General features: G+C 66.9%; 22 protein-coding genes and 1 riboswitch. Of the genes, 15 read left to right on the forward strand and 7 right to left on the reverse strand.

What is annotated here, in order from left to right:
- Positions 1-105: 105 nt before the first annotated feature.
- The gene (locus AC5V87_RS14370) at positions 106-786 is read left to right on the forward strand and encodes an SGNH/GDSL hydrolase family protein (protein WP_495371362.1); all 681 of its coding nucleotides are present in this window, start codon (positions 106-108) and stop codon (positions 784-786) included.
- A 56-nt stretch (positions 787-842) separates the two neighbouring features.
- Here the strand turns inward: AC5V87_RS14370 and AC5V87_RS14375 are convergent, their stop codons facing one another.
- The 4 genes from AC5V87_RS14375 to cobU form a co-directional block, all read right to left on the reverse strand.
- Complete coding sequence (locus tag AC5V87_RS14375) at positions 843-2,048, reverse strand: acyltransferase family protein (protein WP_495371363.1); 1,206 nt, start codon at positions 2,046-2,048, stop codon at positions 843-845.
- A gap of 284 nt (positions 2,049-2,332) precedes the next feature.
- The gene (bluB, locus tag AC5V87_RS14380; RefSeq protein ID WP_456839466.1) at positions 2,333-2,965 is read right to left on the reverse strand and encodes a 5,6-dimethylbenzimidazole synthase; all 633 of its coding nucleotides are present in this window, start codon (positions 2,963-2,965) and stop codon (positions 2,333-2,335) included.
- Positions 2,966-2,969: 4 nt separating this feature from the next.
- Complete coding sequence (gene cobS, locus AC5V87_RS14385; RefSeq protein ID WP_495371364.1) at positions 2,970-3,752, reverse strand: adenosylcobinamide-GDP ribazoletransferase; 783 nt, start codon at positions 3,750-3,752, stop codon at positions 2,970-2,972.
- Positions 3,749-4,252: a bifunctional adenosylcobinamide kinase/adenosylcobinamide-phosphate guanylyltransferase gene (gene cobU / locus AC5V87_RS14390; RefSeq protein WP_495371365.1), complete on the reverse strand. Its 504-nt coding sequence runs from the start codon at positions 4,250-4,252 to the stop codon at positions 3,749-3,751. The genes cobS and cobU overlap by 4 nt, the downstream gene beginning before the upstream one ends.
- A gap of 120 nt (positions 4,253-4,372) precedes the next feature.
- Here cobU and cbiB point away from each other — a divergent pair, with 120 nt between their 5' ends.
- Both cbiB and cobD read left to right on the forward strand, forming a co-directional pair.
- Positions 4,373-5,314 carry an adenosylcobinamide-phosphate synthase CbiB gene (gene cbiB / locus AC5V87_RS14395; protein ID WP_495371366.1) on the forward strand — a complete coding sequence of 314 codons (942 nt, stop codon included), beginning with the start codon at positions 4,373-4,375 and terminating at the stop codon, positions 5,312-5,314.
- Between the two features lie 12 nt (positions 5,315-5,326).
- Positions 5,327-6,292 (forward strand): threonine-phosphate decarboxylase CobD, encoded by a 966-nt coding sequence (gene cobD / locus AC5V87_RS14400; RefSeq protein ID WP_495371367.1) that lies wholly within the window; start codon positions 5,327-5,329, stop codon positions 6,290-6,292.
- On the opposite strand, the gene AC5V87_RS14405 is transcribed toward cobD, so the two are convergent.
- Complete coding sequence (locus tag AC5V87_RS14405) at positions 6,281-7,729, reverse strand: cobyric acid synthase (RefSeq protein WP_495371368.1); 1,449 nt, start codon at positions 7,727-7,729, stop codon at positions 6,281-6,283. The two genes, cobD and AC5V87_RS14405, sit on opposite strands and share 12 nt — an antisense overlap.
- A gap of 5 nt (positions 7,730-7,734) precedes the next feature.
- Positions 7,735-8,370: a cob(I)yrinic acid a,c-diamide adenosyltransferase gene (gene cobO / locus AC5V87_RS14410; RefSeq protein ID WP_456839462.1), complete on the reverse strand. Its 636-nt coding sequence runs from the start codon at positions 8,368-8,370 to the stop codon at positions 7,735-7,737.
- Positions 8,371-8,410: 40 nt separating this feature from the next.
- Positions 8,411-8,630, forward strand: a riboswitch (cobalamin riboswitch).
- A 95-nt stretch (positions 8,631-8,725) separates the two neighbouring features.
- Here cobO and AC5V87_RS14415 point away from each other — a divergent pair.
- The 7 genes from AC5V87_RS14415 to cobJ are packed head-to-tail and all read left to right on the forward strand — an operon-like array spanning position 8,726 to position 16,633.
- The gene (locus AC5V87_RS14415) at positions 8,726-9,100 is read left to right on the forward strand and encodes a DUF1636 family protein (RefSeq protein WP_495371369.1); all 375 of its coding nucleotides are present in this window, start codon (positions 8,726-8,728) and stop codon (positions 9,098-9,100) included.
- Positions 9,097-10,131 carry a cobalamin biosynthesis protein CobW gene (gene cobW / locus AC5V87_RS14420; protein WP_456839460.1) on the forward strand — a complete coding sequence of 345 codons (1,035 nt, stop codon included), beginning with the start codon at positions 9,097-9,099 and terminating at the stop codon, positions 10,129-10,131. The genes AC5V87_RS14415 and cobW overlap by 4 nt, the downstream gene beginning before the upstream one ends.
- The gene (gene cobN / locus AC5V87_RS14425) at positions 10,131-13,379 is read left to right on the forward strand and encodes a cobaltochelatase subunit CobN (RefSeq protein ID WP_495371370.1); all 3,249 of its coding nucleotides are present in this window, start codon (positions 10,131-10,133) and stop codon (positions 13,377-13,379) included. The genes cobW and cobN overlap by 1 nt, the downstream gene beginning before the upstream one ends.
- Positions 13,376-14,539, forward strand: coding sequence for a precorrin-3B synthase (cobG, locus tag AC5V87_RS14430; protein ID WP_495371371.1), 1,164 nt, complete (start codon positions 13,376-13,378; stop codon positions 14,537-14,539). The genes cobN and cobG overlap by 4 nt, the downstream gene beginning before the upstream one ends.
- A complete protein-coding gene (locus AC5V87_RS14435; protein WP_495371372.1) occupies positions 14,539-15,168 on the forward strand; it encodes a precorrin-8X methylmutase in 630 nt (209 codons plus the stop codon). The genes cobG and AC5V87_RS14435 overlap by 1 nt, the downstream gene beginning before the upstream one ends.
- A 2-nt stretch (positions 15,169-15,170) precedes the next feature.
- Positions 15,171-15,902, forward strand: coding sequence for a precorrin-2 C(20)-methyltransferase (locus AC5V87_RS14440; RefSeq protein ID WP_456839456.1), 732 nt, complete (start codon positions 15,171-15,173; stop codon positions 15,900-15,902).
- Entirely contained in the window at positions 15,899-16,633 is a 735-nt protein-coding gene (gene cobJ, locus AC5V87_RS14445; RefSeq protein WP_456839455.1) for a precorrin-3B C(17)-methyltransferase, read from the forward strand. Before AC5V87_RS14440 ends, cobJ begins: the two co-directional genes overlap by 4 nt.
- On the opposite strand, the gene AC5V87_RS14450 is transcribed toward cobJ, so the two are convergent.
- Complete coding sequence (locus AC5V87_RS14450) at positions 16,609-17,355, reverse strand: cobalt-precorrin-6A reductase (RefSeq protein WP_495371373.1); 747 nt, start codon at positions 17,353-17,355, stop codon at positions 16,609-16,611. The genes cobJ and AC5V87_RS14450 overlap by 25 nt on opposite strands.
- Here AC5V87_RS14450 and cbiE point away from each other — a divergent pair.
- Genes cbiE through cobA form a run of 5 tightly spaced genes read left to right on the forward strand, consistent with a single transcriptional unit; the run spans position 17,354 to position 21,717 of the window.
- The gene (gene cbiE / locus AC5V87_RS14455; RefSeq protein ID WP_495371374.1) at positions 17,354-18,535 is read left to right on the forward strand and encodes a precorrin-6y C5,15-methyltransferase (decarboxylating) subunit CbiE; all 1,182 of its coding nucleotides are present in this window, start codon (positions 17,354-17,356) and stop codon (positions 18,533-18,535) included. The two genes, AC5V87_RS14450 and cbiE, sit on opposite strands and share 2 nt — an antisense overlap.
- On the forward strand, positions 18,532-18,900 hold the full coding sequence (locus AC5V87_RS14460) for a cobalamin biosynthesis protein (protein WP_495371375.1): 369 nt from the start codon (positions 18,532-18,534) through the stop codon (positions 18,898-18,900). Before cbiE ends, AC5V87_RS14460 begins: the two co-directional genes overlap by 4 nt.
- Positions 18,897-19,679: a precorrin-4 C(11)-methyltransferase gene (gene cobM / locus AC5V87_RS14465; RefSeq protein WP_495371376.1), complete on the forward strand. Its 783-nt coding sequence runs from the start codon at positions 18,897-18,899 to the stop codon at positions 19,677-19,679. Before AC5V87_RS14460 ends, cobM begins: the two co-directional genes overlap by 4 nt.
- Positions 19,679-20,989: a cobyrinic acid a,c-diamide synthase CobB gene (locus tag AC5V87_RS14470; protein ID WP_495371377.1), complete on the forward strand. Its 1,311-nt coding sequence runs from the start codon at positions 19,679-19,681 to the stop codon at positions 20,987-20,989. Before cobM ends, AC5V87_RS14470 begins: the two co-directional genes overlap by 1 nt.
- Complete coding sequence (gene cobA / locus AC5V87_RS14475) at positions 20,986-21,717, forward strand: uroporphyrinogen-III C-methyltransferase (RefSeq protein ID WP_456839449.1); 732 nt, start codon at positions 20,986-20,988, stop codon at positions 21,715-21,717. The genes AC5V87_RS14470 and cobA overlap by 4 nt, the downstream gene beginning before the upstream one ends.
- Positions 21,718-21,753: the final 36 nt, after the last annotated feature.

Consider the following 21,753-nt stretch of genomic DNA (forward strand, 5'->3'; position numbering starts at 1 on the left):
CTATACCGGCATTGCGAACGCGGTGGCGAGAGGCATTTTTGGCAATTGTTTAGAAACCAGTCCTAAGTTGCAAAAAGAATTCGGGGCTCATTGGACAGTTGCGCCATGCGATCTTGGAGGGGATTCGTCGTTTTTGCGGCAATGCTTGGCGCTTTTCTGACCGGTTATACAGCCGACAGATGGCGCCATGTTGACGTTCCTCCCCACTGGCCCCTTCGCACTCTGGCCATTGAGGCGCAAGCAGCTCAGTTGCAAAAAAGCGGCTGGTTGTTGTTGGGCGATAGCATCGTCGAATTGGCCGCAGTTTCATCACTGTGCGGCGAGTCGGTATTGAATGCAGGCTTGGCTAGTGCCGGAGTTGCCGAAGTCGCTGGCGTCGTGTCCGGCCTTGGCTCGTTTAGAGCAAAGCACGTTCTCATAGCGGTCGGAGTAAACAACGCAAAGCGCACAAGCGGCACCGATGCAGTTGAATTTGCAAAAGCATACGGAGAGCTGGTTTCTTCCGCAAAATCGATCTCAACGGACGTTTTTGTCGCCCTGATCGCTCCAGTGGCCAAGGGAATGCCCGCTGGGGATCAATATTTTGATACGGCGAAGATCGCCGAGTTCAACGCCTTCATTCGACAAGTGAGCGGCGTGCGTCTGGTCGATTTCGCCGTCCTGGCCGGCCAAGATGGTTTTCTCCCGGCCGCGTGGACGGTAGATGGTGTTCACTTCACGCCGCCCGGCTATTCCGCTTGGCACAGTGTCATCGAAAAGACTGCTTGTAACCGCATCACTCCGTGACTACAGGCGCGCGAAGCGCCGGGAGTGGTGTAGCGAGTACACGGTGGGGGCCACTGTCAGGCTGATGCGCTACCGCCAAACGTTGCGCCTAATTCGATCGGTCGGCGTGACCTGGGCGAAAACCCGGCAATTGCAATCCGCGACAGAACGGCCGCCTCAAATCGTTCGAGCCGGTCTCTGAGCCGGAGTGCGTGTTTCTCGACGAGGTGCCAAGAGGCGATAGCAACGCCAAAGGCAATCGGCAGACTGATCAGGACGTTCAGATGCCAACGCTGAACCGACGGGTCGAACGCTGCAACGCACTGTTGGATGACGAAGCCATAGAGATACATCCCGTAGGAGTAGTCGCCGGACGACACGATCCAGCTTCGCCGCGGATACATGAGGCCCAGATAGCACGCGATATAAGTAGCGGGCACGGCAAAGAGCGCGTCGTGGCGTCCGCCAGCCATGCCGGCAGTACAAAGCACGAATGCGAACAGGCACGTCGCCCGGTTGTACGGTATCTTGTCGCGCCAGAGGTAGAAGCCGACACCCAAGAGGAAGCAGAACACAAGAAGGTGCGGGCGCAGGTGAATAAGCAACTCGTCACTATGGTAGATATCGTAGCAGACGAGCCCGATCTGGGCGAGCACCAGAAAGCCCAGGTATAGCACCCTGTTGAAGCAGATCGTGGTCACGGCAAGAAGCGCCAGGATGGTGTAGCACCACAGCTCATACGGCATCGTCCAAAGCTGAGCGTTCACCAGACCAGGCGTCGGATTGTGAAGAAATACGCCCGGCAGTGCAAAGTGGATGTCGCCGACGATGTTGAGAAAATAGATATGGAACTTCGGGTCCGCGAAGTACTCGCTCGCGGGCAGCTGGGTGAAGATCGGGCCGACGATGAGGGCCGACAGCGTCGTCTCGACCGCGAGCGCGGGCACGATGCGAAGCACGCGCAGGCCGATAAATGAAATCAGGCTTTTGCACCTCAACAAGCTCGCCGTCACCAAAAATCCGCTCAGAGCGAAGAAGAACGCGAGAAGCATGGCGTTCACCACGCGAAAATGGCCCACGATCTCCATGGCCCGATCGAGCCCAAGGGTGACGTTCGCGCCGTGCAGGCAGATAATCGTAGCCGCCAACACAAGTCGCAAGTAGTCGAAACCCGCGGGCCGATTGCGCGAAAGAGCCAACTGATCAGCCAGGCTGAACATGGTTGCGTGTCTCAAAGAAGCACCGCAAAGCCGCACGCGAAAGCGGCGATCAACCAGCAGCACTGCTCGGTCCGCGGATGGGACGCGCAACCTGTTCCGAGCGCAATTGAGAACGCGATCTGCAGATATTTCGATAATCCAATGCGGTCGAGCGACGCCACAGCTCTCGCAAAAGTCGACGCGCTGAACATTCCAATTCCAAACCAGCGTACGTGCAATTCTCGGGCAGTTCTCCTAGAAGTTTAGCATGCACACCGTCTGGTTGCACCGTGCGATCGAAGCTATCGATCTTGTTGGTGAATAGTGTGTTTCCAATTCAGGTTGCTCGTGCAGCGCAAGCCAACAATCTAGCGCCGAACAGTGAACTCATCCGCGCTGCGCCGGTGCTCCCATTTCGCCTGCTCCAGCTCCGGCTGATCGCATTCGGCCTCGGGATAGCCGACGCAGAGATAGGCGATGAACTTCCAGGTGTCGGGTACGTCGAGAATCGCGTGCATGCGCGCGGGGTTCAGGATCGACACCCAGCCGAGCCCGATCCCTTCCGCACGCGCGGCCAGCCACATCGCGGTGATCGCGGCAACCACGGAATATTCCGTCGCCTCCGGCATGGTGGCGCGGCCGAGGCCGTGACCGATGTCGCTGGCCTTGTCGGCGAACACGGCGAGTTGGCCCGGCGCCTCTTCGAGGCCCGACAGTTTGAGCGTGGCGTAGCGCGCGGCGCGTTCGCCGGCATAGGCACCGAGCGCATCGGCGTTGCAGGCTTTGAAATCGTCGATGACGGCGCGCCGGCGGGCGGCATCGTCGACGACGACGAAGCGCCAGGGCTGGCTGAGGCCGACCGAGGGCGAGAGGCAGGCGGTCTCGATCAGGCGGTCGATGGCGCGCTCCGGCAGCGGATCGCTGCGAAAGCGCCGCACGTCGCGGCGCCACACGAACAGCTCGTGCAATTGCCGGCGGAAGGTGTCGTCGAACTCGACCATCGGCTCAAAGTCCGATCTGGAAAGCTGCGGCGACCAGCAGGATCAGGATCTCGCCGATCTGCTCGAACGCGCCGAGAATGTCGCCGGTCTGCCCGCCGATCTGGCGGACGGCAAGCCGCGCCAGCAGCAGTCCGGCGAGCGAGAGCAGGATCAGGCCGACCAGCGCTTTGCCCGGCCCCAACGCAAGGGCGAGTGCGAGCGTTCCAATCGCAAAGGCGATGGCGACGCTGCGGCCCGGTGGCACTCCCGCGCTGGCCGACAATCCATCCGGCCGTGCCGGCGGGACCAGCGACATGAACGCCGGCACGCCCGCACGCGCCGCTGCATGCGCCGCGCACAGCGCCAGCGTCACGGCCGTGGGATTGGCGATCGCCGCGAGCGCGCTCCAGCGCAGTCCGAACGACAGGATGAGCGCGCAAGTACCATAGGTGCCGATCCGGCTGTCGCGCATGATCTCGAGCTTGCGCTCGCGCGTGCGGCCGCCACCGAGCCCGTCGGCGGTGTCGGCGAGCCCGTCCTCGTGCAGCGCGCCGGTGATGAGAGCGGTTGTCGCGAGTGCAAGGAGGGCGGCAAGATCCGGCGTCAGTCTGACGCGCATGGCGAGCATGTAGACCAAAGCGCCGGCAAGGCCGACCAGCAGTCCGGCAAGGGGAAGTGCCCAGGTCGCGCGCGCGACCGCTCCGTCGCCCGCGGGTTTTGACGATGCCACGGGAAGGATCGTGACGAACGACGCCGCCATCCTGAGATCGGCGATGATGTCCTTCAAAAGTTCAGTGCGCGGCGTCATTTCAGTTTCATCGGCAGGCCGGCAACGATGAACTCGACCTCGTCGGCGACGGCGGCGATGGTCTGGTTCATGATCCCGGCGGCGTCGCGATAGCTGCGCGCCAGCGAATTGTCAGGCACGATGCCGAGGCCGACCTCGTTGGTGACGAAGACGGCGGGGCTCTTCAGGCGGGGCAGGGCGCCGGCGAGCTCTCTCACTTCACGTTCCCAGTCGCGCTGCGCATGCATCAAGTTGGAGAGCCACAGGGTCAGGCAGTCCACCAGCCTTGCGCCGCCGCCATCGGTTGCGACCAGCACCTCTACGAGATCGAGCGGCACCTCGCGCTCGATCCAGCCGGTTGCGCGCCGCGTGCGATGTTTTGCGATGCGCAGCTCCATTTCGGCATCGAGCGCCTCGGCCGTCGCGATGTACACGGGCTCTCCGGGAAACGCGCGGGTGCGCATTTCCGCGCGCTTGCTCTTGCCCGATCGCGCTCCGCCGGTGATCAAGATGACAGCCATCAAAGTCTCCTTGAGCCTGACTAACCACCAAACACGGCCAAAGACAAAGCCGAAATCACGCGGGCAGGGGCTTGCGCTCGCCCCTCGCTTTGCGCAACAGGGGCGGGACAGGAGGCAGGTTTGGGCTTTGCAGGTGCGATGGTGGTGGCGATGGCGGTGGACGCCCTCTCGGGGTGGCCGTCATGGCTGTTCGCGCGGATCGGCCATCCCGTGATCTGGCTGGGCCGGCTGATCGGTGCGATCGATGTGGCCTGGAATCGCGATTCCGATCCGGCGGCCCTGCGCCGCGCTGCAGGTGTCGCTGGGGCGCTTGTGGTGATCGCGCTCTCCGTTGTGGCCGGCTGGGTGCTTCAGTCATGGCTCCCCTTGAGCTGGTTGCGGATCGTCCTGGTGGGCGTCCTCGCCTGGCCGCTCGTCGCGCTGCGCTCGCTGCATGATCATGTTGCGGCCGTCGCCGTGCCCTTGCAGGCCGGTGATATCGCGGCTGCGCGCGAAGCGGTCTCGCGCATCGTTGGGCGCGATCCGGCGGCGCTCGATGAGGCCGGCATCGCGCGCGCGGCGATCGAGAGTCTGGCGGAAAATGCGTCCGACGGCATCGTCGCGCCGGTGTTCTGGGGCGCGCTGTTCGGTCTGCCGGGCATCTTGGGCTACAAGGCGATCAACACGCTGGATTCCATGATCGGCCATCGCAGCGATCGCCATGACGCTTTTGGCTGGGCCGCCGCACGCATCGACGACGTCGCCAACTTCGTCCCGGCGCGCCTGACCGGGTTTCTGTTCGTGCTGCTTGCTCCAAAGCGATCAGAGGCGCTGGCGTGCATGATGCGCGATGCCCGCCGTCATCGCTCGCCCAATGCCGGCTGGCCGGAGGCGGCGATGGCCGGCGCGCTCGGCGTGCGGCTCAGCGGCCCGCGCATCTATCATGGCAGCGTTACGAACGAGCCGTGGCTCAACGGAGGCGCGCGCGATCCGCTTGCTGCCGACATCGGCGAGGGACTGACCATCTACCGCCGCGCCATGCTGCTGCTCGCCGGCATCCTTGCGATCCTCGCCTTCGCGTGAAAGAACGGGGGCATGCGCGAGCACGGTGGAAATCTCGATCTGGCCCAGCAGCGGTTTGGCGGCCGCGCGGAAGACTGGATCGATCTGTCGACCGGGATCAACCGGCTGCCTTATCCCGTGGGCGAGGTGAGCGCACGCGCGTGGAGCGCGCTGCCGTCGCGGGCCGAGATCGAGACGCTGCATCAGGCGGCGCGGCAAGCCTATCGCACAAATGCGCCGATCGTCGCGCTCGGCGGCGCGCAGGCCGCCATTCAATTGCTGCCGCAACTTGGCGGGCCCGGCCGCGCCCGCATCCTCGCGCCGACCTACAATGAATATGCCGGGGTGCTGTCGATGGCGGGTTGGGACGTCCAAGAAGTCAGCACGCTCGACGCGCTGGGCGGCGCGGACCTCGCCATCGTGATCAATCCCAATAATCCCGATGGCCGAACCTTCGCACCAAACGATGTGTTGACACTGCCGCCGCGCGTCGGCCGTCTCATCGTGGATGAGAGCTTTGCCGATGCCGTTCCGCACGTCTCGCTCGCATCGGAAGCGGGCCGGCCGGGGCTCCTGATCCTGCGCTCGTTCGGCAAGTTTTACGGGCTTGCCGGGCTGCGGCTCGGCTTCGCGATCGGCAATGCGAGCGACATCGGCAGGCTCGCGGCTGCGTCGGGGCCATGGCCGGTCTCGGGCGCGGCGATCTCAATTGGTTGTCGCGCATTGCGTGACGATGCCTGGGCCAAAGCGACCTCAGCGCGACTTGCCCGCGACTGTGCTCGCCTCGACGACATGGTGCAGTCGCAAGGCTGGACGCTCGTCGGCGGCGCGCCGCTGTTTCGTCTCTATGAAACGCCGGACGCATGTGCTGCCCAGGAAAAGCTCGCGCGTGGCCAGATCTGGTCGCGCGTGTTCGCGAAAGAGCCAACATGGTTGCGGCTCGGGCTTCCCGGCAGCGAAGCCGAATGGACACGTCTTGCCGAGGCCCTAGCGCGCTAGCGCGAGCAGGCCGTTGACGTCGAGATGCTTTTCGATGTGATCGGCGAGGGCGTCGAGCGCGCTCTCGACGCGGGCGTGATAGGGCTCGTTGCCCGCGGGAATGTCGAGCTTCGCCAAAAACGCCTTGCGGAAATCATCCGACGTGAACAGGCCGTGCAGATAGCTGCCCTGCACGCGGCCATCGCTGGAGATCGCGCCTTCCGGCTCGCCGTTGAGCTTCGCGAACGGACGGGCACGATCCGGACCGTCGGTGCGGCCGATATGGATCTCGTAAGCCTCGATCGGCTGATCCGTCGCCGCATGCACGGCTGCGACACGCGTCAGCGTCTTCTGCGGGCTCATCACCGTCTCGACATCGAGAAGCCCGAGGCCCGGCGTATCGCCCGCCGGGCCTTCAATGCCATGAGGGTCGGCAACATTGCGCCCCAGCATCTGATAGCCGCCGCAGAGGCCGAGCACATGACCGCCCCTGCGGTGATGCGCGAGCAGATCGATGTCCCAGCCCTGCGCGCGCAGGAAGGCGAGATCGCCGCGGGTGGACTTTGAGCCGGGGATGATGACGAGCCTGACGTCGCCGGGAATCGCTTCGCCCGGCCGCACCATCACGAGATCGACGCCAGGCTCGAGCTTGAGCGGGTCGAGATCGTCGAAGTTCGCGATGCGCGAGAGCGCAAGGCACGCGATCTTGCACTGGCCGGCCTTGCGCGCGTCGCTGAGGCCCAGCGCGTCCTCGGCCGGCAGCTCGCCCGCGCGGGCGAACCAGGGCAGCACGCCGAGGCCGCGCCACGACGTTTTCTGCGCGATCAGCCTATAGCCGTCGTCGAAAAGCGTGGGATCGCCGCGGAACTTGTTGATGACAAAGCCCTGGATCATGGCGGCATCCTCGGGGTCGATCACCGTCTTGATGCCGACGAGCTGGGCGATGACGCCCCCGCGGTCGATGTCGCCGACCAGCACGACCGGCACATCGGCCTTGCGCGCAAAGCCCATATTGGCGATGTCGGCCTTGCGCAAATTCACTTCGGCCGGGCTGCCGGCACCTTCGACCAGCACGAGATCAGCGCGCGCTTTCAGCCGCTCAAAGCTCTCCAGCACCGTCCCCATCAGCTGTGGTTTCATCGCCGCGTATTCGCGCGCGCGCGCGGTCGCGATGCGCTTGCCATGGACGACGATTTGCGCGCCGACATCGGTCTCCGGCTTGAGCAGCACCGGGTTCATGTCGGTGTGCGGCTCGACGCCGGCGGCGAGCGCCTGCAACGCCTGCGCACGCCCGATCTCGCCGCCATCGACGGTGACGGCCGCATTGTTCGACATGTTCTGCGGCTTGAACGGAAGCACGCGCAAGGCCCGCCGTGTAAAGGCGCGCGCGAGACCGGCGACAATGAGCGACTTGCCCACGTCCGAGCCGGCCCCCTGGATCATCAGCGCGCGTGCCATCGACTTCAGAACTCGACGCCGGCCTGCGCCTTGATGCCGGAGCGGAAGGGATGCTTGACCAGCGTCATCTCGGTGACGAGATCGGCGATCTCGATCAGCTCGTCCTTGGCGTTGCGTCCGGTGAGCACGACATGCGTCATCGGCGGCTTCGAGGTCGTCAGGAATTCGACGACCTCGGCGATATCGAGATAGTCGTAGCGGAGCGCGATGTTGATCTCGTCGAGCACGACCATGCGCAGGTTCTCATCGAGGATCAGCTCCTTGGCCTTCTCCCAGCCGGCGCGCGCGGCGGCGATGTCGCGGGCGCGGTCCTGCGTCTCCCAGGTGAAGCCTTCACCCATGGCGTGGAACTGGCAGAGCTCGCCGAAATGGCCGGTGAGCAGGCGCCGCTCGCCGGTATCCCAGGCGCCCTTGATGAACTGCACGACCGCGCAGGGCAAGCCATGGGCGACGCAGCGCACGATCATGCCGAAGGCCGAGGACGATTTGCCCTTGCCGGCGCCGGTGTGGACGATGATGAGCCCCTTTTCGCCGCTCTTGGTCGCCATGATCTTGTCGCGGGCGGCCTTCTTCTTCGCCATTTTCTGGGCGTGCCGGGCGTCGGTTTCCTCAGCTGTTTGGGTATCCGGTTCAGGCGTCATCGGTCCCGGTCCTTCGGCTTGACAAGAGGCGGCCGGGGGCAAATGGTGGCCCGGCACTGGTTCCTGTCCTATGACAGGCGAAGAGGGAATGCGATAGGGTCCGAATCGACAAGATTGGGGTCCAAAATGCAGCCGCCCCCGCGACCGTGATCGGAGAGATGCCCGAAGCCACTGATCCCCCTGGGATCGGGAAGGCGGGGATCGAAGGGCCAAAACCCTGCTCCGCAAGCCGGGAGACCTGCCAGCGCGGACGAGTTTTGGACCGGCGGACGGGGGTGTTCCGCGACGGGGAAACGGGCCTTCAGGAAATGGTCCGTGTGCCTCTGCGCCTCCCGCTGTTATTCTGGAAGAGGCGATGACCGTCACACTTCACGTCTGCATCACCTGCCGCGCCGGCCAGACGCTCAGCGAGGGCGAGACGACGCCCGGCAAGCGCCTGCATGGCGCGATCCTCGAGGCCGGCGTGCCCGAGGGTGTCCGCGTGGTTCCCGTCGAATGCCTTTCTGCATGCAGCCAGGGCTGCTCGGTCGCGCTCAGCGCGCCGGGGCGCTGGTCCTATGTCTATGGCCGCCTGTCGGATGCGAACGCGCAGGACGTGGTCGCCGGCGCTGCGGCCTATGCGGCCGCGCCCGACGGCCTCGTGCCCTGGCGCAGCCGGCCCGAAATCTTCCGCAAGCAGTCGCTTGCCCGCATTCCCCCCATTGCCGTGTTGCCGGAGGCCGCTGAATGAACTCGCTTGCAAAAGTCCCGGTGACGGTGGTCACCGGCTTCCTCGGCTCCGGCAAGACTACCCTGATTCAGCACCTGCTCGGCAATGCGGGCGGCAAGAAGCTCGCCGTGCTCGTCAACGAGTTCGGCAGCGAGGGCGTCGACGGCGAGATCCTGAAGTCCTGCGCCGATGCCAACTGCCCGGAGGAGAACATCGTCGAGCTCGCCAATGGCTGCATCTGCTGCACCGTCGCCGACGATTTCATTCCGACCATGGAGCAGCTGCTGGCGCGGCCGGTGCGGCCCGATCACATCCTGATCGAGACCTCGGGCCTGGCGCTGCCAAAACCGCTGCTGAAAGCGTTCGACTGGCCGGAAATCCGTTCGCGCATCACCGTCGATGGCGTGATCGCGCTTGCCGATGCCGAGGCTGTGGCGGCCGGTCGCTTCGCGCCGGACCCGGCGGCTGTCGAAGCGCAGCGCGCGGCCGACGAGAATCTCGATCATGAGACGCCGCTGTCGGAAGTGTTCGAGGACCAGATCGCCTGCGCCGACATCGTGCTGCTGACCAAGGCCGATCTCGCCGGCAGCGCCGGCATTGAAGCCGCCAAGGCCGCGATCAGCGCCGAGATGCCGCGCCGTGTGCCGATGTTGCCGGTGACCGACGGCGCGATCGATGCGCGCGTCATCCTCGGGCTCGGCGCAGCCGCCGAAAACGATCTCGCCGCGCGTCCCTCGCATCACGATGGCGAGGAGGAGCACGAGCACGATGATTTTGCATCGGTGGTGATCGATCTTCCCGAGGTTGCGGATGTCGATGCGCTGGTCGCATCGGTGCAGAAGCTGGCGCGCGAGCAGAACGTGCTGCGCGCCAAGGGGTATATTGCGGTGGCGGGCAAGCCGATGCGCCTGCTGCTTCAGGCCGTCGGCGAGCGCGTTCGCCACCAGTTCGACAAGCCCTGGGGCGTGGGTCTCCGGCAGTCGAAGCTCGTCGTGATCGGCGAGCACGGCGACATCAATGAGGCCGCGATAAGAGCGGGATTGGGAGTCTGATGCACGTCGTCTTCCGCGAGAGCCGGGGTCTCGAGGAGACCGCGACGCCAAGGGACATCGGCCAGGACCCGGCTGATCTCGTGGTGCTCTCGTATTCGGATTCCGACCTTGCGGCATTCGCAGCCGGCTGGCGGCGTGGCCGGGACAGCCTGCCGTCGCTGCGGCTCGCCAATCTCGCGGAGCTGCGTCATCCGCTCTCGGTCGACACCTATATCGAGCGCACCCTGTCGCAGGCGCGCGGCATCCTGGTGCGGCTGATCGGCGGGGAATCTTATTGGTCCTATGGGCTGGCAGCGCTCCAGCAACTCGCGAAGGATCGCAACATTGTGCTGGCCGTGCTGCCGGCCGACGGCCGCGACGACGTCAGGCTCGATGCCTACTCGACCCTGCCGGTCTCGACGCTGCGGCGGCTGAAGGTGCTCTGCGACACCGGCGGTCCCGTCGCCGCTCAGGCGGCGATTGCGCAGCTTGCGCTGGCTTCGGGCCTCTATGCGGGGCCGGTTGTTGGCGAGATGAGCGTGCCCGGGATGGGTTTTTACGATCCCGCGCGCCGTGTGATTGCCGCGCCGGCGTCGGGTGAAGGCAGGCCGCTCGCACTCGTCACCTTCTATCGCTCATATCTTACCGCTGCGGACACTGGCCCAGTTGACGCGCTGATTGCCGCGCTGCGCGAGAAGGGGTTCGACGCGTATGGGGTGTTCGTCACCTCACTGAGGGCTGCGGGCGCTGCGGATTGGCTGCGCGAGCATCTCATGCAAAATCCTCCGGCGGCGATCGTCAATGCGACGGCGTTCTCTGCCGTGGGCGATGACGGCACGACGCCGTTCGATGCCGCGCCGTGTCCGGTGTTCCAGGTCGCGCTTTCGAGCGCGCGGCGCGAGGAGTGGGCGACATCGCTGCGCGGCCTGTCGCCCGGCGATCTCGCGATGCATGTGGTTCTGCCCGAGGTCGATGGCCGCGTGTTCGCCGGCGTGGTGAGCTTCAAATCGGCGGCGGAGCGCGATCCGGATCTGCAGTTCTCGCATCTGGCGCACAGGCCCGATGAGGAACGCGTGACGGCCGTCGCCGCGCGCGTTGCGGCCTGGTGGCGCCTCGCGGCGACGCCTGCCGCCGAGAAGCGCGTTGCCATCGTGCTCTCGAACTATCCGGGCCGGCCGCACCAGATCGCTCATGCGGTTGGTCTCGATGCGCTGGCGTCGGTCGAGGCGCTGGTGTCTGACCTTGCAGAGGCCGGTTTCGATGCCGCGCGGGTCCATGCGCTCGGCGGGACGCTGCTCAAGCAGAAACGGTGCTGGGACGTTGCAGAATATCGCGCGGCGCTCGCGCGTCTGCCGCAAGTTTTGCAGGATGATCTCACGCAGGCCTGGGGCGCGCCGGAAAGTGATCCGACCTGCCGCGACGGTGCGTTCCATTTCGCGGCGATCCAGTGCGGTAGCTCGATCATCGCGGTCCAGCCGGAGCGCGGCGACGTGGCTACGCGCGATAGCGATTATCACGATCTCGCCCGCACGCCGCGCCACGGCTATGTCGCGTTCTATCTCTGGCTCCGTGAGCAGCGGATCGATGCGGTCGTGCACATGGGTGCGCATGGCACGCTGGAATGGCTGCCCGGAAAATCCGTGGCGCTGTCGTCCGCCTGCTGGCCGGAAGCGCTGGTCGGCGATCTCCCCGTCATCTATCCCTTCATCGTCAACGATCCCGGCGAGGCCGCGCAGGCCAAGCGGCGCGTCGGCGCCGTCACCATCGGGCACCTGCCGCCGCCGCTCCAAACGTCCGCGGTGCCCGAAGGTTTGCGCCGGCTCGAACGCCTGCTCGACGAATATTCGACCGCCGACGGGCTCGACCCCGCGCGCCGCCAGCGCCTGATCGCTGCGATTCGCGACGAGGCCCGTGCAGCGGGCCTCGAAGACGATCTCGGTCTCGATGCATCGGCCGCGCCGGCGGAAGCCATTCCGCGCATCGACCGCTTCGTCTGCGATCTCAAGGAGAGTCAATTCGGCGACGGCCTGCACGTGTTCGGTCGCGGCGCCTGCGGCGAGGCCGAGCGGGACGCACTGCGCGCCGCGCTCGCAGGGCAGCGCGTCGCCCCGGGGCCATCGGGTTCGCCCTATCGCGGCCGGCAGGACGTGCTGCCGACGGGACGCAATCTGTTCGCCGTCGATCCGCGCGCGGTGCCGACGCCGTCGGCGCAGGCGCAAGGGATCAAGCTCGCCGAAGAGCTGCTCCGCCGCCATTTGCAGGATCACGGCGACTGGCCGAAGGGCCTCGTCGTCGATCTCTGGGGCTCGGCGACGATGCGCACCGCGGGTGAGGAGTTCGCGATGGCGCTGCATCTGGCCGGCCTCGCGCCGCGCTGGGATCATGCATCGGGCCGCATCACCGGCTACGACATCATTGCGCCGGCCGAGCTCGGCCGGCCCCGCATCGACGTTACGCTGCGCGTATCTGGCCTATTCCGCGATGTCTTCGCGGGGCTTGCGCAATTGTTCGAAGCCGCCACTGAAGCGCTGGCAAGCCGTCAGGATGAGGGCGACGAGAATCCCTACCGCCACCGCGCCTCCCGCGTGTTCGCGCCGCGGCCTGGACAATACGGCGTCGGCCTCTCGGCGATCCCCGATGCGTTCACGCCCGAGACGCGCGATGCGGCGGGCGAAGCGTGGCTGTCGGCATCGTCCTGGGCATTCTCGGCTGATGGCGCGATCAAGCCGGATCGCACCGGCATCGAGCAGCGTCTCGCATCTGCCGATGCGTTCGTCCACGTCCAGGACCTGCCGGAGACCGATCTTTTGCTCGCCGCCGACTATGCCGCGCATGAAGCCGGCGTTGCGGCGGCGGCTGCGCATCTCGGCGCGGCCGGTCCTACGCTCTATCATCTCGACACGACGTGCCCGGAGCAGCCGCATGCGCGCACGCTGACCGAAGAGATTTCGCGCGTGGTTCGTGCGCGGGCCGCCAATCCGGCCTGGATCGCCGGCATGATGCGCCACGGTTTTCGCGGAGCCGCCGAGATCACCGCGACGCTCGAACACATGGCAGCGTTCGCGCATCTGGCCGGCGCCGTGCCGCCGCATCAGTTCGATCTATATTATGATGCGACGCTTGGTGATGCCGATGTCCGCGCCTTCATGGCTCGTGAAAATCCGGCAGCGCTAGCCGCGATGGAGACCTGCTTCACGCGCCTGCACGAGGCCTCGCTCTGGCGAACGCGCCGCAATTCGATCGCGGCTGCGCTGCGGGAGGCGTCATGAGTGCGTCGATGGTCAAGGGCTGGTGTCCCGGCGCATTGCGGCCGATGCAATCGGGCGACGGGCTCGTGGTCCGCGTGCGTCCGTTCGGCGGACGGCTCGAAGCAAACCAGATTGCCGGGCTCGCCGATCTCGCCGAGCGCCACGGCAACGGCCTCATCGACGTGACGAGCCGCGCCAACCTCCAGATCAGGGGCGTGAGCGAGGAGAGCCATCGGCCGGTGATCGATGGCCTTTCCCGGCTGCAATTGCTCGATCCCGATACCGACATCGAAGCCCGCCGCAACATCCTGGTGACGCCGTTCTGGACTGTCGGTGACGAGACGCAGGCGCTCGCCGCGGAGCTTGAAGAAGCGCTCGCGGATAGCGCGCTCGATCTTCCCACCAAATTCGGCTTCGCCATCGACGACGGCAAGTCGCGCGTGCTCGCCGGCGATTCCGCCGACGTGAGGATCGAGCGCGATCGCGGCGGCCGTTTGATGGTGCGGCCCGATGGCGCAAGCTTCGGCCACTCGGTCGCGCGCGGAGAGGCGGTGAGCACGGCGCTCGCGCTCGCAGCCTGGTTCATCGCTTCCGGCGGCGCGAAGGGCGGACGCGGGCGCATGGCGGCCCACATCGCGGCCGGCGCGGCATTGCCTGCGGCTTTGCGGGGCGAGACCGAGCCTGCGCCCGTGATGCCGGCGTCCCGGCCCGGGCCTTATCCGCAAGGAGCGCTCGTCGGCGTCGCCTTCGGGCAGATGCTGCACACGACGCTGCATCAGTTTTCCGGCTGCGGTCATGCGCTGCGCATGACGCCGTGGCGGATGGTTCTGAGCGAAGGCAAGCGCGCGATGCCGAGCGCGGCCGGCCTCATCACGGAGCCTCACGATCCGGCCCTGCGCGTGATCGCCTGCAGCGGCGCGCCGCGCTGCCGCGAAGCGCACGCCGACACGCGTGCGCTGGCGGCGGCGTTGGCGCCGCGCATCGCGCTCGACACGAAGCTCCACGTCTCCGGCTGCGCCAAGGGCTGCGCCCGCTCCGGAGCGTCCCCGGTGACGCTGGTTGCGACCAGCGCCGGCTTCGATCTCGTCCGGAACGGGTCAACCCGCGACGAGCCCGTCCTGCGCGGCCTGAGCTGTGCCGACATCGTCAGCGATCCCTCCATCCTGGTCGGAGGGCACTGATGCCGCACATCTACGAGACGGACGGCGCGGCGATCTACCGGCGGTCCTTTGCGACCATCCGGGCCGAATCCGATCTTGCGCGGTTCACGCCCGATGAAGAGCAGGTCGTGGTGCGGATGATCCATGCCGCCGGCATGGTCGGTCTCGAGGCGCATATTCGTTTCACGCCCGGCATGGCGACCGCCGCACGCGCGGCCCTGCAGAAGGGCGCGCCGATCCTGTGCGACGCGCGCATGGTCTCGGAAGGAATTACGCGCGCGAGATTGCCTGCGGCCAATGCCGTGATCTGCACGCTCGGCGACGAGGCGGTTCCCGCGCTGGCGCAGTCCATGCGCAACACGCGCTCGGCTGCGGCCCTCGAACTGTGGCGCCCGCATCTCGAAGGCGCGATCGTCGCGATCGGCAATGCGCCGACTGCGCTGTTTCACCTGCTCAACATGCTGGAGGACCAAAGCTGTCCGCGCCCGGCAGCGATCATCGGCTGTCCGGTCGGCTTTGTTGGCGCGGCCGAATCCAAGGCGGCGCTGATGGCCGCCCCGCCAGCGCCGGCATTGACGGTCGAGGGCCGGCTCGGCGGTTCCGCGATCACGGTTGCCGCCGTGAACGCGCTGGCGAGCCGGAGCGAATAGCGATGGGGCGCATCATCTGCTGCGGTCTCGGCCCCGGCGATCCCGATCTGATGAGCGTGCGCGCCGATCGCACGGTGCGCGGCGCAAAGCACGTCGCCTATTTCCGCAAGAAAGGCAGGCCCGGCCAGGCGCGGCGCATCGTCGAGGGCATGCTGGCGGCCGACGTTACCGAATATCCCATGGAATACCCGGTCACCACGGAGATCGCGTTCGACAGCGCTGAGTACGTTCAGCTGCTCGCCGGCTTCTACGACGAATGGACCGAGCGCCTTGCGCGGCTTGCGCGCGCGGTCGATGTCGTCGTGCTCTGCGAGGGCGATCCCTATTTCTACGGCTCCTTCATGCATCTGCACATGCGCCTGCAAGGCCGCGTCGAGATCGAGGTGATCGCCGGCATTCCCGGCATGGTCGGCTGCTGGAACGGCGTCGCGCAGCCGATCGCGCTCGGCGACGACGTGACGACGGTGCTGATGGGCACGCTGGCCGAGGACGAACTCGAACGGCGCATGCGCGATTCCGATGCGCTGGTCATCATGAAGACCGGGCGCAATCTCGTGAAGGTGCGCCGCGCGCTCGCATCCGCCGGTCGGCTCGACGACGCGTGGCTGGTCGAGCGCGGCACCATGCCCGGCGAGCGCGTGGTGCGGCTCGCCGAGATCGATGCCACCGATTGTCCTTACTTCGCGATCGTGCTGGTGCACGGCAAGGGCCGGCATCTGGACGCCGCCGAATGACGGGCACACTGACCATCGCAGGCCTCGGGCCGGGCAGCGATGCGCTGGTGACGCCCGAGGTCGCCGCTGCGCTTGCCGCCGCGACCGATATCTTGGGCTATGCACCTTACGTCTCGCGCGTGCCGCCACGGCCGGGTCTCACGCTGCATCCGTCGGACAATCGCGAAGAGCTGCAGCGTGCGAGTGAGGCTTTGCGGCTTGCGGGGGAAGGCGGGCAGGTCGTCGTCGTCTCCTCCGGCGACCCCGGCGTGTTCGCGATGGCTTCGGCCGTATTCGAGGCGCTGGAACAGGCGCCGCACTATCAAGCGCTGCCGATCCGCGTGCTGCCCGGCATCACCGCGATGCTGGCGGCGGCCGCGCGCGCCGGCGCGCCGCTCGGCCATGATTTCTGCGCGCTCAATCTCTCCGACAATCTCAAGCCGTGGGCGGTGATCGAGAAACGCTTGCGGCTCGCCGCCGAAGCCGACTTTTCGATCGCGATGTACAATCCGCGCTCAGTGAGCCGGCCAGAGGGATTTGGCCGCGCGCTGGCGGTGCTGAAAGCGGCCGGCTGCGGCGAGCGCCTCGTGATCTTTGCGCGCGCGATCAGTGCTGCTGACGAGAAGATCGAGATCGTGACGTTGAGCGAGGCCCGCCCAGAAATGGCCGACATGCGCACGCTGGTGATCGTCTGCAATTCGCAGACGCGCCGTGTCGGCCGCTGGGTCTACGCACCGAGGCGGTTAGAATGACCGAGCCACTGCATCACCTCGGCCACGCTCTCTACGCAGGGCCTTTCGGGCAGATGTGGCCGGGAGATCATGATCACGGGCAGGCCGAGCCTGCGCGCGGCGTCGATCTTGGCGCGCGCGCCGTCGCCGCCGGAATTGCGGGCGACGATCCAGGCGATGCCGCGCGCCTGCAGCATCTCCAACTCGCCCTCGAGCGTGAAGGGGCCGCGCGACACAATGACATCCGCGGCAAAGGGCAGGGGCGCTTCGGGCGGATCGACGAAGCGCAGCGTGTAGGCATGCTGCGGCTTGCTCGCGAACGGGGCGATGTGCTGGCGGCCGATGGCGAGGAATACGTTTGCCGGCGCGTCGGGCAGCGCGGCGACGGCGGCGTTGATATCGTGAATTTCGATCCAGTTGTCGCCGGGCGCTCTCGTCCAGGACGCGCGTTCGAGCGCTATCAGCGGCGTGCCGGTTTCCGCGCACGCCGCCACCACATTGCGGCTCATCTCGGCCGCGAAGGGATGCGTCGCGTCGATCACATGCGTGATGCCTTCGCTGCGGATATAGTCTGCAAGCCCGCCCACGCCACCAAAGCCGCCGATGCGGGTCGGCAGCGGCTGATCGGCGGGCGCGCGGGTGCGGCCGCCATAGGAATAGACGGCCTCGATCTGCGCGCGCGCGATCTCCGCCACAAGCACGCTCGCATCGGCCGTTCCGCCCAGAATGAGGGCGCGTATCATGACTGATCCTTGGCTGACCATCATCGGTATCGGCGAAGATGGCCTTGCCGGGCTGTCTGAGGCAAGCCGAAAGGCGCTCGCCAAGGCGGAAACCGTTTTTGGCGGCGAGCGTCATCTCGCGCTTGCAGACGTTGGTCACCGCGGCCGCCCCTGGCCGGTGCCGTTCGATGCGGAGATCGTGCTGAAGCGCCGCGGCCGGCCGACGGTGGTGCTCGCCTCGGGCGATCCGTTCTGGCACGGCGCCGGCGCGAGCCTTGCCGAGAAGCTCGATGCTACCGAGTGGATCGCGCATTCTGCACCGTCGACCTTCTCGCTTGCCGCAGCGCGGCTGGGCTGGCGGCTCGAAGCCGTCGCATGCCTCGGCCTCCACGCAGCGCCGTTCGAGCGTCTCGTGCCGCATCTGGCGAATGGTGCGCGGATCCTTTGCCTCGTGCGCGACGGGAAAGCGGCCGGTGATCTCGCTAAGTGGCTCAGCGAGCGCGGTTGGGGCGCCTCGGTGTTCTGGATTCTGGCTGCGCTCGGTGGACCGCGCGAAAGCATTGCGGGATATCGTGCCGACAGCTTTGCGGGCGACCTCGCTGCAAATCTTGTCGCAGTCGCCGTCGAGGCGAGAGGTGGGCATGGTGTTCCCCGCAGCTCCGGCGTTTCGGACGATCTCTTCGTCCATGATGGCCAGATCACCAAGCGGCCGGTGCGCGCACTTGCGCTCTCGGCGCTGGCGCCGCGCCCGGGCGAGCAGCTATGGGACATCGGTTCCGGCTCGGGCTCGATCTCTGTGGAGTGGGCGCTGTGCGGGGGGGCGGCAACCGCTGTCGAAATGCGCGAGGAGCGTGCGGCGAATATTCGCAACAATGCAGTGGCGTTCGGACTCGCGCATCGGATCACCGTTGTCACGGGAAAGGCGCCTGAAGCTCTTGCTGGCCAAGACGTACCGGATGCCGTCTTCATCGGCGGCGGTCTCGATCTCGCGATGTTCGATGCCGTCTGGTCCCGTTTCTCGCCGGGTGCGCGGCTCGTCGCACATTCAGTCACGCTGGAGACGGAAGCGCTGCTCGGCGAGCTGCATCGGCGCCATGGTGGCGAGCTGATGCGGGTCGAGATCGTGCATGCCGCCCCGCTCGGCCGCTATCGCTCCTGGGAGGCAGCGCGCCCTGTGGTGCAGTGGAGTGTGGTCCGATGAAGGTCGCGGGACTTGGCTTCAAACGCGATGTGACGCTGGCTTCGCTGCGCGAAGCGCTGCTGGCTGCCGGCGGTGCGGAAGGGCTTGTGGCGTTGGCGACCGTCAGCGACAAGGCCGACAGCGACGCGCTGAAGCAACTCGCACGTGAATGCGGTGTGTCGATCAGGGCCGTTCCGGCCGCGACACTGGCCGGCATCGACACGCCCACGCAATCGACGCTTGTCGCGCAGAAGTTCGGCACCGGATCCGTGGCCGAGGCCGCGGCGCTCGCGGTCGCCGGTCCACGCGCGCGGTTGATTGCAACACGGGTTGTCTCGCAGGATCGCACCGCGACCGCTGCGATCGCGGAAGGAGACAGCGCATGACGGTGCATTTCATCGGCGCCGGGCCGGGCGCGCCCGATCTGCTGACGCTGCGCGGCCGCGACCTGATCGCGGCCTGTCCGGTTTGCCTCTATGCCGGCTCGCTGGTGGCGGAGGGCCTGCTGGCGCATTGCCCGCCGGGGGCGCGGATCGTCAACACCGCGCCGTTGTCGCTCGACGAGATCATCTTCGAGATCGCCGCCGCGCATGCGGCAGGCCACGACGTCGCCCGGCTGCATTCCGGCGATCTCTCGATCTGGTCGGCGATGGGCGAGCAGCTCCGCCGCCTGCGCGCGCTCGGCATTCCCTTCACCGTCACGCCGGGCGTTCCGTCGTTCTCGGCGGCGGCTGCCGCCCTGGAAGCCGAGCTGACGCTGCCCGGCCTTGCCCAAACGGTGGTGCTGACGCGCACGCCCGGCCGGGCCAGTACGATGCCTAAGGACGAGAAGCTCGCTGCCTTCGCCGCCACCGGCGCGGTGCTTGCTATCCACCTGTCGATCCATCTGCTCGACAAGGTCGTCGCCGAGCTGACGCCGTATTACGGCGCAGACTGCCCGGTCGCGATCGTCTGGCGTGCGAGCTGGCCGGACCAGCGCATCGTCCGCGCGACGCTTGCGACGCTCGATGCTGCCGTGGGTGCCGAGATGGAGCGCACAGCACTGATCCTCGTCGGCAAGACGCTTGGCGCGGCGGATTTTGACGAGAGCCGCCTTTACGCCGTCGATTACGATCGCCGCTATCGACCCGTCGGCGCCGAGCCGCGCTTTCCGGAGGCATCGTGATGGCTGCTGGCCTCGTCATCTCCGCGCCGGCCTCCGGCGTCGGCAAGACCACGTTGACGCTGGCGCTCGCGCGCGCCTGGCGCCAGCGCGACTTGAACGTGCAGTGCTTCAAGAGTGGGCCTGACTATATCGATCCCGCCTTTCATGCCGCCGCGACGGGACGCGCCTCCGTCAATGTCGATAGCTGGGCGATGGATCGCGCGGACATCGCGCATCTCGTCAGCCGCGGCGCGGATGCGGATGTGGTGCTCGCCGAGGGCTCGATGGGTCTGTTCGACGGCGTCGCCGCGCGCGGCGTCTCGGGTACCGGTGCTACCGCCGATATCGCGGAGATGCTGGGCTGGCCGGTGGTGCTGGTGATCGACCCTTCCGGGCAGGCGCAGACCGCGGCGGCGATCGCGGCCGGCCTGCGCGACTATCGCGCCGGCGTGAGCCTTGCGGGCGTCGTGCTCAATCGTGTCGCCAGCTCGCGCCATGAAGACCTCGTGCGCCGTGCGCTCAACGACGCCGGCATCGCCGTTTTCGGCGCGCTGCCGCGCCATGCCGAGATCAGCCTGCCGAAGCGGCATCTTGGCCTCGTGCAAGCCGAGGAGCAGGCTGAGATCGGCAAGCTGATTGACGAAGCCGCGCGCTTCGTCGCCGAGCATGTCGATCTCGATGCGGTGCTGCGCGCGGCCGCCGTCTGGTCGCCGCAAGCTGTGTCGAACGGCCTCAACGTGACGCCCCCCGGGCAGCGCATCGCGCTGGCGCGCGATGCGGCGTTCTCCTTCGTCTATCCGCACATGCTGGAGGCCTGGCGCGCGGCCGGCGCGGAGATCTCGACGTTCTCACCACTCGCCGATGAAGGACCTAATGACAGTGCCGACGTGTGCTGGCTGCCCGGCGGCTATCCCGAGCTTCATGCCGGCAAGATCGCGGCCAATGCAAGCTTTCGTAGCGGCTTGCGCGCCTTCGCCGAGACGCGACCGGTGCACGGCGAATGCGGAGGCTACATGGTGCTCGGGACTGCTTTGACAGATGCCGACGGTGTGCGCCACGAGATGACGGGCCTGCTTGGCCTCGAGACGAGCTTTGCCAAGCGCCGCATGCATCTCGGCTATCGTCTCGCCGCGCTGGCAGCGCCGATGCCGGGGCATCGGGCGGGCGCGCGCCTGCGCGGCCACGAATTCCACTATTCGACCATCCTTGCGCAGCCTGACACGCCTTTGGCCGTCGTGCATGATGCGACCGGCGCGGTGATCACCGAGACCGGCTCGCGGCGGGGACAGGCGACCGGGACGTTCTTTCATCTGATCGCGGAGGACCGGTGAGCGGTTTTGTCTCCTTCGTCTCTGCCGGCCCCGGCGATCCCGAGCTCCTCACCGTGAAGGGCGCCGCGCGGCTGCGCGAGGCCGACGTCGTGCTCTATGACGACCTTGCCTCCGGCGCGATCCTCGACCTGGCGCGGCCCGGCGCCAATCTCGTCGCGGTGGGAAAGCGGGCAGGGCGGCCTTCGACCAGGCAGCACCACGTCAACCGCCTCCTGGTCGACTACGCCGCAACCGGCGCGCGCGTGGTGCGGCTGAAGTCCGGCGATGCCGGCATTTTCGGCCGGCTCGAGGAGGAGCTGGAGACGCTGCGCGAAGCCGGCATCGGCTACGAGATCGTTCCCGGCGTCACCTCGGCCTGCGTCGCCGCCGCCCAAGCCGGCATTCCCCTGACCCGACGCCATACCTCGCGCCGGGTGCAGTTCGTCACCGGGGCCGACGTCACCGGCGAGCTGCCCCAAAACCTCAACTGGGCGGCGCTGGCCGACCCCGAAGCGACGACCGTGGTCTATATGGGCCGGCGCACCTTTCCGGATCTTGCCGCAAAATTGATCGCGCACGGGCTCGCTCCAACCACCCCGGCGCTGTTCGCCGAATCGCTTGGCCGCGCCGACGAACGGCTGGTTCGCACCACGATTGCGGAGCTTGCCGAGCAGCTTGCGCGGGGCGGGGCGGCCTCGACGGCGGCCGTCATCCTGTTTGGCGCGCTGGCGGGGGATTATCCGTCATGATGGCCCGGGCTGCCTTCCACCCTTGACGCCCGGCTG

It is taken from the genome of Bradyrhizobium sp. SOJA106 (genome assembly GCF_059448745.1).

Coding starts and splice junctions, on each gene's coding strand:
- AC5V87_RS14370 (WP_495371362.1), top strand. CDS start 106: ATGCGATCTTGGAGGGGATTCGTCGTTTTTGCGGCAATGCTTGGCGCT.
- bluB (WP_456839466.1), bottom strand. CDS start 2,965: ATGGTCGAGTTCGACGACACCTTCCGCCGGCAATTGCACGAGCTGTTC.
- cobS (WP_495371364.1), bottom strand. CDS start 3,752: ATGACGCCGCGCACTGAACTTTTGAAGGACATCATCGCCGATCTCAGG.
- cobU (WP_495371365.1), bottom strand. CDS start 4,252: ATGGCTGTCATCTTGATCACCGGCGGAGCGCGATCGGGCAAGAGCAAG.
- cobD (WP_495371367.1), top strand. CDS start 5,327: ATGCGCGAGCACGGTGGAAATCTCGATCTGGCCCAGCAGCGGTTTGGC.
- AC5V87_RS14405 (WP_495371368.1), bottom strand. CDS start 7,729: ATGGCACGCGCGCTGATGATCCAGGGGGCCGGCTCGGACGTGGGCAAG.
- cobO (WP_456839462.1), bottom strand. CDS start 8,370: ATGACGCCTGAACCGGATACCCAAACAGCTGAGGAAACCGACGCCCGG.
- AC5V87_RS14415 (WP_495371369.1), top strand. CDS start 8,726: ATGACCGTCACACTTCACGTCTGCATCACCTGCCGCGCCGGCCAGACG.
- cobW (WP_456839460.1), top strand. CDS start 9,097: ATGAACTCGCTTGCAAAAGTCCCGGTGACGGTGGTCACCGGCTTCCTC.
- cobN (WP_495371370.1), top strand. CDS start 10,131: ATGCACGTCGTCTTCCGCGAGAGCCGGGGTCTCGAGGAGACCGCGACG.
- cobG (WP_495371371.1), top strand. CDS start 13,376: ATGAGTGCGTCGATGGTCAAGGGCTGGTGTCCCGGCGCATTGCGGCCG.
- AC5V87_RS14435 (WP_495371372.1), top strand. CDS start 14,539: ATGCCGCACATCTACGAGACGGACGGCGCGGCGATCTACCGGCGGTCC.
- AC5V87_RS14440 (WP_456839456.1), top strand. CDS start 15,171: ATGGGGCGCATCATCTGCTGCGGTCTCGGCCCCGGCGATCCCGATCTG.
- cobJ (WP_456839455.1), top strand. CDS start 15,899: ATGACGGGCACACTGACCATCGCAGGCCTCGGGCCGGGCAGCGATGCG.
- cbiE (WP_495371374.1), top strand. CDS start 17,354: ATGACTGATCCTTGGCTGACCATCATCGGTATCGGCGAAGATGGCCTT.
- AC5V87_RS14450 (WP_495371373.1), bottom strand. CDS start 17,355: ATGATACGCGCCCTCATTCTGGGCGGAACGGCCGATGCGAGCGTGCTT.
- AC5V87_RS14460 (WP_495371375.1), top strand. CDS start 18,532: ATGAAGGTCGCGGGACTTGGCTTCAAACGCGATGTGACGCTGGCTTCG.
- cobM (WP_495371376.1), top strand. CDS start 18,897: ATGACGGTGCATTTCATCGGCGCCGGGCCGGGCGCGCCCGATCTGCTG.
- AC5V87_RS14470 (WP_495371377.1), top strand. CDS start 19,679: ATGGCTGCTGGCCTCGTCATCTCCGCGCCGGCCTCCGGCGTCGGCAAG.